Origin of the sequence: Peribacillus sp. NPDC097197 (genome assembly GCF_050278025.1) — a bacterium.
In the GTDB taxonomy this organism is placed as follows: Bacteria; Bacillota; Bacilli; order Bacillales; family DSM-1321; genus Peribacillus.
This window is the reverse complement of record NZ_JBNNST010000025.1, coordinates 21,093-30,013: the sequence shown is the minus strand read 5'-3', so window position 1 is coordinate 30,013 and position 8,921 is coordinate 21,093. Positions and strand designations below refer to the sequence as shown.

General features: G+C 41.7%; 7 protein-coding genes. 6 read left to right on the top strand and 1 reads right to left on the bottom strand.

What is annotated here, in order from left to right:
• Window positions 1-168 precede the first annotated feature (168 nt).
• Window positions 169-1,500, bottom strand: coding sequence for a CitMHS family transporter (locus tag ACQKL6_RS20025; protein ID WP_402989898.1), 1,332 nt, complete (start codon window positions 1,498-1,500; stop codon window positions 169-171).
• Window positions 1,501-1,903: 403 nt separating this feature from the next.
• Between ACQKL6_RS20025 and ACQKL6_RS20020 the strand changes: the two genes are divergently transcribed.
• From ACQKL6_RS20020 to ACQKL6_RS19995, 6 genes are all read left to right on the top strand, one after another.
• Entirely contained in the window at window positions 1,904-2,761 is an 858-nt protein-coding gene (locus ACQKL6_RS20020) for a LysR family transcriptional regulator (protein WP_427651799.1), read from the top strand.
• 158 nt (window positions 2,762-2,919) lie between these two features.
• Window positions 2,920-4,428, top strand: a complete 1,509-nt coding sequence (gene tcuA, locus ACQKL6_RS20015; RefSeq protein ID WP_427651797.1) for an FAD-dependent tricarballylate dehydrogenase TcuA — start codon at window positions 2,920-2,922, stop codon at window positions 4,426-4,428.
• Window positions 4,429-4,524: 96 nt separating this feature from the next.
• Window positions 4,525-5,295 carry a class I SAM-dependent methyltransferase gene (locus ACQKL6_RS20010; protein ID WP_427651795.1) on the top strand — a complete coding sequence of 257 codons (771 nt, stop codon included), beginning with the start codon at window positions 4,525-4,527 and terminating at the stop codon, window positions 5,293-5,295.
• Between the two features lie 66 nt (window positions 5,296-5,361).
• Window positions 5,362-6,489, top strand: a complete 1,128-nt coding sequence (locus tag ACQKL6_RS20005; protein WP_407407043.1) for an AbrB family transcriptional regulator — start codon at window positions 5,362-5,364, stop codon at window positions 6,487-6,489.
• 326 nt (window positions 6,490-6,815) lie between these two features.
• Window positions 6,816-8,192 (top strand): alkaline phosphatase, encoded by a 1,377-nt coding sequence (locus ACQKL6_RS20000; protein ID WP_427651794.1) that lies wholly within the window; start codon window positions 6,816-6,818, stop codon window positions 8,190-8,192.
• An 18-nt stretch (window positions 8,193-8,210) separates the two neighbouring features.
• The gene (locus ACQKL6_RS19995; RefSeq protein WP_427651793.1) at window positions 8,211-8,858 is read left to right on the top strand and encodes a DUF4352 domain-containing protein; all 648 of its coding nucleotides are present in this window, start codon (window positions 8,211-8,213) and stop codon (window positions 8,856-8,858) included.
• The last annotated feature ends 63 nt before the right edge of the window (window positions 8,859-8,921 follow it).

Genomic DNA, 8,921 nt, shown 5'->3' with positions numbered 1-8,921 from the left:
GACCTATATTCTAAATTTTGAGCGAAATTTCAAGAAAATATCAAAAAGGGGTCCGGAATGAAATCATTCCGGACCCCTTTTGTCGACAAACTGAAGCACTCCAGGAATGGAGTGCTTTTGCTTAAGGATTATTATTGGTAGATGGATGTAATAGTTAAAAAATGTGTATCACATGAAGGATATGGCCCCAGTCAATATCGCCAATCCAGTGAGAATCAGGGATGAAAGAATGGCCCATTTTAAAGCAAAACGTTGATGGTCACCTATATCTTTCCCAATCATGCCGACTAATAAGATGGTCGAAGCGACTAATGGACTCATTAAGTGAACGGGTTGGCCCAATATGGAAGCCCGGGCAATTTCAATAGGGGCAATCCCATACGCGGAGGCCGCTTCAGCAAGGATGGGCAAGACTCCAAAATAATAGGCGTCGTTTGATAATACAAAAGTAAAAGGCATACTGGTAAACGCTACGATTAAAGGGAAGAAGGCGCCTAAAGATTCCGGAATGATGGAAACCAAGGTGTTGGCCATTGCGTCCACCATTTTTGTTCCGGATAAAATTCCAGCAAAAACGCCAGCTGCAAAAACAAGGATGACCACGATTAGAGCGTTACCTGAGTGAGCTAGCATCCGTTCTTTTTGCTTCTCTAAGTCTGGGTAATTTATCAGCAGGGCAAGGATGAAGCCAATCAGAAACAATACGGGAGCAGGCAGTAGGTTCAGTATAAGAGTAGTCATGATGGATAGGACGATCAAGAGATTTACCCACAATAACTTAGGCCTTTTAATATCGCTTTCTTCTTTAATGAGAGTGTCCTCTATAGTAGCGGCAGTCTCAGATTGAGCGATAGAATCCTCTTCTGCGTATGGGAAAGGGATACTTCCAAGCCGTTTGCGTTCTTTTTTTCCAAGTAAAAAAGCAATGAAGGTCACCCATAAAGCTCCCCCGATCATTGTTGGTATGAGGGGAACGAAGAATTCTGAAGCATCAAGACCCAAAACAGCTATGACCCGTGTAGCGGGGCCTCCCCATGGTGTCATGCCACTCATTACACTTAAGGAGAGCATAGCGATAGTGGCCATTATCAAAGGATTCATGCCAATTCGTTTATAAAGAGGAAGCATGGCTGAAACCACGATCATATATGTGGTTGTGCCATCCCCATCTAATGCTACCATGAGGGATAGAATGGCTGTCCCTATCGCAATTTTGACAGGGTCCCGTTTAACGATCTGTAATATTTTTGCGATAAGCGGGTCGAATAACCCAGCATCGATCATCACTCCAAAAAACAATATAGCGAATAATAATAAAGCGGCTGAAGGTGCAACGAGCTTTATCCCCTCAAGCATCATGGGACCGATATCAGAAGCAAAGCCACCAATTATAGCGAAAATGATAGGTATAAGTGTTAAAGCCACAATCGGTGACATCTTTTTGGTCATAATCAAATATGTAAAGATAGTAACCATGGAAACTCCTAATATAGTTAGCAATGGACGGTTCCCCTCCTTTTGAATACGCTTACAATAAAGACTTTTCTTGATTGATTATTCAGAAAATTAATTTTAAAAATTCCTATTTGCATCACCTCAATGTTGTTATTGGTTATCTTTGTTAAATAGTAATACAGGAAAGTTAATAAGTTAAATATATATTTTTTTCGATTTGTCATTAAAAAAGTTTATAACCTATGTACATCATCACAATCTTAAGGGGAATGTCAGGGGTTCTTTTTTGGTACCTAAAGGAGGAAGTAACGCTAAAGCATACTAAACTATTTAGGCTTGGAAGAAGTCGAAAGAGAGGAAAGGGTATTCGATAAACTCATAAATTCAATGTATACTTTCTTTAATATCTTATAAATACAAATTATAACATTAGAAAAGGCGGGTTCGAATGGATGAAAAGGATTGGATTTTCTTAAACATACTTCATGAGGAGAAAAGCATTACACGCACGGCAGAACGACTATATATATCGCAGCCAGCTTTAAGCTATCGATTAAAGAATATAGAAGCAGAGTTTGGCGTAGCTTTATTTTTCAAGACGAAGAAAGGAATCGATTTTACCTCTGAGGGCGACTATATAGTCAAGTACGCCGAGGAAATGCAAAGGAAATTGCAACAAACGAAAGACCATGTGATGAATATGAATGATGGAATCAATGGAACGTTGCGTTTAGGTGTTTCCAGTAATTTTGCACGGTATAAGTTGCCTGAAATCTTGAAAAGATTTTCGAAGCAATATCCAGATATACAATTTAATTTAAATACGGGATGGAGTACCGAAATCATGAGCCTCCTGGATTCATCAAAGGTACATGTGGGGATCGTGCGGAACAACTATCAATGGAAGGGAGAAAAGTCCCTATTATCCCAAGAGAGGTTATATCTGATTTCGAAAAGAGAGATTACGATAGAGGAGCTGCCGAGCTTGCCGTTCATTAATTATCATACCGACAACTCATTGAAAAATTTAATCAGTGATTGGTGGCATGATCAGTTTTCGTCTCCACCTCGTATCACCATGGAAGTAGATAAGCTGGAGACATGCAAGGAAATGGTCAAAAATGAATTAGGGGTGGCAATAATCCCGGAGATGTCTCTACAGCCCAATGATTTTCTACATAAGTTATGCTTAAAAGATAAACAGGGACCACCTTTGCAACGGAACACGTGGTTAATGTACGATGCCAATTTTTTAAATCTTTCGGTAGTAAAAGCTTTTGTGGATTTCCTTGTTAAGGAAAGATAATAAAACGGGCTTAGGGATATGGAATGACTCCATCCTAAGTCTTTTTTTTGTTTGGTTATAAATATTTTTTATCGACTTAAGCTAAATTTATATATTTCATTTATTTTTTGAAGTGTATTAAGCTTAGCTCAAGTAAAAAATTGTTAGGAGGAAGATATATGGTTCAATCTAATTTCGATATAATAGTAGTAGGAGCGGGAAATGCCGCTTTATGTGCAGCTATAGCAGCTAGAGAAAAAGGCGCAAGCGTACTAGTACTCGAGCGAGGACCGAAGCAAAAGAGAGGTGGAAATTCATTCTTTACGGATGGAGCCATTCGCACTGCTTATAATGGTCTGGATGATATCAGAAAAATCATTCCTTCTATCACTGACGAGGAAGCCGAGAAAATTCATGTGCCCGTTTATAGTGAAACAGAATACTATGATGATCTCATGAGGGTTACGAAAGGACAGAGTGATCCTCAATTGGCGAAGCAATTGGTTACTCAATCCTATAAAACCATTCAATGGATGCAGGGCCATGGCATTGAATTTGAACTGAATTATGAAAACCAATCTTTTGAAAAAGACGGCAAACGGATATTTTGGGGTGGTCTTCCGTTAAAAACCAATGATAAAGGTGTAGGGCTGATTAGAAAACTGAATGAACGTGTGATAGAACTTGGCATAGAGGTTTGGTACGAGACGCGCGCTACCGAGCTGAAGCTCGAGAATAATCAGATCAAGTCAATCGTTGTACAGCAAGAAGGCAAGGAGCTAACGATCCATACGACAAGCATCGTTTTAGCGTGTGGCGGGTTTGAAGCAGATAAAAAGCTACGGAGCGAATTTATTGGTGAGGAATGGAATGCGGCTATTGTGAGAGGAACGGAATATAATACTGGAGACGGGTTAACTATGGCTTTGGAGGTAGGAGCACAGAAATATGGGCAATGGTCTGGCTGCCATTCAATTGGGACGGATTATAATGCTCCAAAAGTCGGTGATTTTACGAAACCAGGAGACATCTTCAAAAAACATTCTTATCCTTTAAGCATCATGCTTAATAAAGATGGAAACAGGTTTGTCGATGAGGGTGCGGATTTCCGAAACTATACATATGCCAAGTATGGAAGGGAAATCTTGAAACAGCCTGATCATGTAGCCTATCAGATTTATGATTCTCAGGTGCGACCGTATCTGCGTAAAGAGTATGACCTTGAAGAGGCTACCATTTATCAGGCGGATACGCTCGAAGAACTTGCTAATTTGCTGCCGGTCAATCAAGCACAATTCTTGAAAACGATTGAGGAGTATAACCATTCTGTACAAGAAGGAAATTATAATCCTACGGAAAAAGACGGTAAAGGAACGGATGGAATTACCCCACCAAAATCAAATTGGGCACTTCGCATTGAACAAGGTCCATTTTATGCTTTCCCGGTAACATGTGGAATCACTTTTTCGTTTGGTGGAATACATGTCAACACGGTAGGCGAGGTATTGAATGAAGAGGAAGCACCTATTGCGGGACTGTTCGCTGCGGGTGAAATGGTCGGAGGGATTTTCTACGAAAACTATCCAGGCGGATCTGGGTTAATGTCAGGTTCTGTATATGGTAAACTTGCAGGAACATCTGCCGCTTCGTATGCCTTGGAAAACCGAAGAGACACGGTTACTCAGTAAAGAATAATGGATGAAGATAAGGAAGCCGACTTTTTCTATATTAGAAAATTCGGTTTTCTTTATTTGGAAAGGAAGCGAGAAGAAGGAGGCTTTAAGATGGGAGAAAAAGATCAAGTTCTTTCCCAATTTGGAAAAAACGCTGCCAACTATGTGACGAGCAAAACGCATGCGAGTGGAGAAGATCTGGATTTACTTATAAAGATCGTGGAAAAGAACAGAAAGGATAACCTTTTGGACATCGCAACGGGAGGCGGTCATGTGGTCAAAGCTTTAGCTCCACTATTTAAACAAGTGACCGCTCTTGACTTGACCCCTGAAATGTTAGAGAAAGCAGAGAAATTCATCACCTCAAATGGCATTGGAAATGTATCGTTTGTTCAAGGAGATGCCGAGCAGCTCCCTTTTTCCGATCAATCATTTGGGACGGTTACATGTCGGATTGCACCCCACCATTTCCCGCACATAAACCGATTTGTAATGGAGTCAAACCGGGTCTTAGAAAGAAATGGCCTTTTCCTCCTAATAGATAACGTTGCAGCCGAAAAGGATGAATACGATCACTTTTATAACTATATAGAAAAGAAAAGGGATCCTAGCCATTACAGGGCCTATAAAAAAACTGAATGGATTTCACTTATTGAAAACACAGGCTTTATTATTGAAAGTTTTACGACATTCAAAAAAAAGTTCGAATTTAAGAAGTGGTGTGAAATGATGCAGCTTCCTGAAAAGGATCAAAATGAATTGATGGCCTATATGATTGCGGCTGAAAAGGAAACAACCGATTTTCTTTCAATCGAGGTTGTTGAAAACCAAGTTCTCTCTTTCCAAGGGCAGGCGATGTTATTAGTGGCAAGGAAAGAGTGAACAGGTATATTCGTTTCTTTGAGATTTGTACGAAAAGATGAAAAATAAAAGTGGGAAGGTCATCGAATGGAGCGATTAGTAGATACAATGAAAGGCATTTGGCTAGTGATACTATGCGGCCTAGGAGGGGCTTTTCTGGCGTCAACGGGATTATCCATCGGATGGATGATCGGATCCCTGTTGATGTCCGCCCTGCTTTCTTTTTGGAAGCCAGCTTTCTTGAAGTTACCTGATAGTCAATCGAATAGCATGCAAATTTGGTTAAGAACAGGACAATGCCTGCTCGGCATTGAATTGGGCTTACAACTCAACCTTTCCGTGTTGAGAATATTCATGGAAAATAGCATCACGATCATCATCGTCTTGGCTTTATCGTTGTTGTTTTCTTTAGGCTCCGGTTTTCTTTTGTACAAGTTATGTAAAATGGATATGCTGACGAGTTTCTTTTCTACGGCACCGGGAGGTCTTTCAGCTATGCCAGGAATGGCTCAGGAAGCAGGGGCCAATACCGGAGTTGTGACGATCATACAAACCATCCGGATTTTTTTGGTTGTCATGATTGTACCTTTCTTTGTACTTGGAGCTAATCCATTAGCCTCAACTCCGGCTCGTTTTTTCGGTGGGGTGGAAAGTTTTAATAAAGTTGAAATAGGATGGACGCTTGTGCTGGCTCTCGCTGCCTGGGGTGGTTTCCATGTCGGAAAAATCCTCAAGTTACCTGCGCCGTGGCTAGTAGGCAGTATGTTGACGGTTGCATTTTTTCAAGCTTCCGGTTCACTCATTGCCGGGGTGGATTTGATTGCCTGGTGGCCAGATAGCATCATGATTGTTTCACAAATTATGATTGGGGCAAGTGTGGGATCCAAGTTCAATAGGGGAATGTTCGTAGGAATGAAAAAAATTCTGGTCGTCTCTTCATTAAGTACCGTTGCTTTTATATTCATGATGATCCTTTGTGCATATATCGATTCCAGAATGACTGGAATGTCCTTTATGACTACTTCATTGGCCTTTGCGCCTGGAGGAGTTGCGGAAATGACCGCCACTTCAGTAGCCCTCGAATCCGACCCGATGTTTGTCGTTGCTGTTCAGGTACTCAGGGTGTTGATGGTGTATGTGACTTTGCCGCCATTATTTAAATTACTGAATCAACGAGCGATGCAAAAAAATGGACATCCCGATTTATCAGCATAGCGTTTACGCTATCAATAATTATGTTTTGACCGATGACGCCCAGCCCCAGGCGAAGGGGAAGAATAATCCAGCATGGACTGCCTCTTCTGGGGCGGTCTTTTTTTAGTGTGTGCTTTCTTTCATGAACTGGAAGACTTCTTTTGAAGTGGCGGAACTTGTCTTTGTTGTAGCAGTCCCTGAACCTATTCATTCTCCACCTATTTTCCTTTTCTTTACTATTCATTTACATAAAACCCCCATATATTTACACTCCCTTCACAGTAGGTTCATCTTCCTGCGGTATATTTTAACTGAATCATCCATTAAATCAGTAGGAGGTCGTTTTCTTGAAACGTTCATTCAGTAAAAAGATTTTGCCTGTTGCCATCATTTCCGCATTAGCTCTTGGAAGTCTTACATGGTCGGTCACAAACAACTATGTCCTGGCAAAAGGAAAGCCTAAGAAAGAACCGGAGATTAGAAACGTCATTTTCATGATAGGGGACGGAATGGGTGTCTCTTATACATCCGCCTACCGTTATTTAAAAGATAGACCTTCTACGACGGTGGCTGAAAGGACGGCATTCGATCCATACTTGGTGGGTCAGCAGATGACATACCCAGAAGATCCGACACAAAATATCACGGATTCCGCTTCTGCAGCAACCGCGATGTCAGCCGGGGTGAAAACGTATAACGCAGCAATCGCAGTCGATAACGATAAGACAGAAGTGAAAACGGTATTGGAAGCGGCCAAGGAAAGCGGGAAATCAACCGGTCTTGTCGCCACATCGGAAATTACCCACGCCACCCCAGCATCATTCGGTGCCCATGACGAAAACCGGAAAAACATGAATGGAATTGCTGATGATTATTACCGGGACCTAATAGACGGTCAACATAAAATCGATGTCCTCTTGGGGGGAGGCCAATCGAATTTTGTCCGGCCGGATGTCGATTTGACAAAAGCGTTCAAAAAAGATGGATATAGTTATGTTACCGATAAAAAGCAGCTCCTAAAGGATAAAAATAAACAGGTGCTTGGGTTGTTCGCTTCAGAAGGTTTGCCTAAAATGATTGACCGCACCAATGAAACGCCTTCATTGGAAGAGATGACGGACTCGGCGATTCAACGCCTGAATAAAGATAAAGATGGATTCTTCTTGATGGTGGAAGGAAGTCAAATTGATTGGGCTGGCCATGATAACGACATTGTCGGGGCGATGAGTGAAATGGAGGATTTTGGAAAAGCCTACAAGTCAGCCATCGAGTTCGCGAAAAAAGATAAACATACCTTAGTTGTCGCTACGGCTGACCATTCCACGGGAGGGTTCTCAATCGGAGCGAAGGGAGTCTATAATTGGTCCGGTGAGCCGATTAAGGCTGCCAAACGGACACCTGACTTCATGGCGGATGCCATCGTAAAGGGTGAGGATGTTGAAAAAACCTTGAAAAGGTATATTGATCAAAAGAAAGTGAAGCTTACAAACGAGGAAATCCAATCCGTCAAGGATGCCACAACAAGTAAACATGTTACGACGATTGATAATGCAATCGAAGCCATTTTTGATAACAGATCCAATACGGCTTGGACTACCGGGGGACATACGGGGGAAGATGTGCCCGTCTATGCATTCGGGCCCTACAAGGACCGTTTTGCCGGACAGGTCGATAACACGGATCATGCCACGATCATCTTCGACTTATTAAATAAAGGAAAATAAAACGCTGGGAGGGATTCGGTGAACAAACTACTTTTTGGTGCCTTTTTATTAACCACATTTGGTGCACTTAATACGCAGCCAGCTTTTGATGAAAAACCAAACGTAATAGAAAAGACAGAGGAAAAGGAAAAACCATTGGTGAAGAAGGATGTCTATGTTCCTAACCCCCAGTTACCGGATGATCGTGATTTGAAACAAGTCGGCCAACAGGTTTCCGATTCACGAGGCGAATTGACAGTAAAAGAGTATAAGCCGATAAATGAAACCGTGAAGGTCGGGCCAATCACGGTAGAAATGAAGGATATCAAGGTGATGCATGTGGTTCCGGATTATAGCATGATTGACTTCTTTCATGGTTACACCCATGAACACGCATTCGATATCGTGAAAATGAATGTGAAAGTCCATAATCCTACCAATGCGGACGCCAAGATTTCCCCGGTCGCTTTTCTTCAGACGGATGGGGGAGAACATTTGACTTGGAAAGATGATATTTACCTGGAGAATTTGAATGGGCATATAAAAGCGAAGGGCTCAAAGCAAGGGAATATCGGGTTCATCCTCAAAAAGGAAGACGTGAGGAGGATTTCGGTTCTGACCAGTGATGCCGTAAATGGTGAAGGGAAAGTGCTTTCGAAAGGGAAAAAGGTAGAATTTTCTTTTTAAGAAGTAATGTATGTTTACTCGTCCCCAATCCATACTAAAACTGTGATAGGAACCTCCTATTGC